At 58.8% G+C, this 912-nt stretch carries 1 protein-coding gene; it reads left to right on the top strand.

What is annotated here, in order from left to right; translation table 11 throughout:
- Positions 1-722: IS110 family RNA-guided transposase (locus tag FA743_RS20155; RefSeq protein ID WP_136887825.1), on the top strand; the 722-nt coding region annotated here is incomplete at its 5' end.
- Positions 723-912 lie beyond the last annotated feature (190 nt).

Here is a 912-nt window from a genome sequence, read left to right as displayed (position 1 = left end):
TCCTCGAGATGTTCCCCTCTCCGCACATGATCAGCGCCATGACCAAGGAGGAGTTCACCAGGGCTGCTTGGGAAGTGGTCGGGCGCAAGGTCGAGAAGTCTCTCCTGTTGTCAGATATTTACGAAACGGCAAAGGTGTCTACCGGGCTGCCCGTATCGCCGGATTCAGACGCCATCCGAATGTTCCGCATGATGCTGGCCGAAGGGCGAAACCTGATCCGCCAACGCAATGCCATCGAAGATCAGGCGGTCGAATTGCTGGCCGAGCGCCCTGACTATCAACTGCTGCGCACCATTCCCGGCATCGGGCCGATCAACGCTTTGACGATCTTGGCCGAGACGGGTGACGTGCGCCGGTTCCACCATCACCGTCAGTTTCTGAAGTTCTGCGGCATGGATCTGGCCACCGTACAGTCCGGCATGTTCCGCGGTCGGAGCAAGATATCGAAGTATGGCAATGCCCGTCTCCGACGCACGTTATGGCTGGCGGGTCAGACAGCGGTTCTGAAGAAAACCAACAGCTTTCGGGACAAGTTCGAACGTTACATCGCGCAGGATCGCCACAACCCAGATCTACGCCGCAAGGCCTACACCGCCATCGCCGCAAAGATGGCACGCACCATTCACGCCGTGATTAAATCCGGCGAACCCTATCGCCCCTTCTTCGAGGGGGCGAGCCCGAGCGGAAGGACCTCTCTCTCAAAGGGCCGTGGAGGCGCATGACGCGACCTCGTAGATAATGTTCGGGCCTTCCGCTTGGGATTTAGGATCTCGTCTTAAGGACGGTGAGGGCGGCAACCAGACCGACCCTGTATTTGCTATGGAAGAGACCACTTCTTGACGGCGGAGCCCGCTTGGGCAAACATCTTCAGGGCATCCGGTCGCTCGGATGCCCCGTGATCTGATGCCCTAA

Origin of the sequence: Paracoccus gahaiensis (assembly GCF_005048225.1) — a bacterium.
Taxonomy (GTDB): domain Bacteria; phylum Pseudomonadota; class Alphaproteobacteria; order Rhodobacterales; family Rhodobacteraceae; genus Paracoccus; species Paracoccus gahaiensis.
Note: the sequence above shows the minus strand (reverse complement) of the source record. Positions and strands in the feature narration are given on the sequence as shown.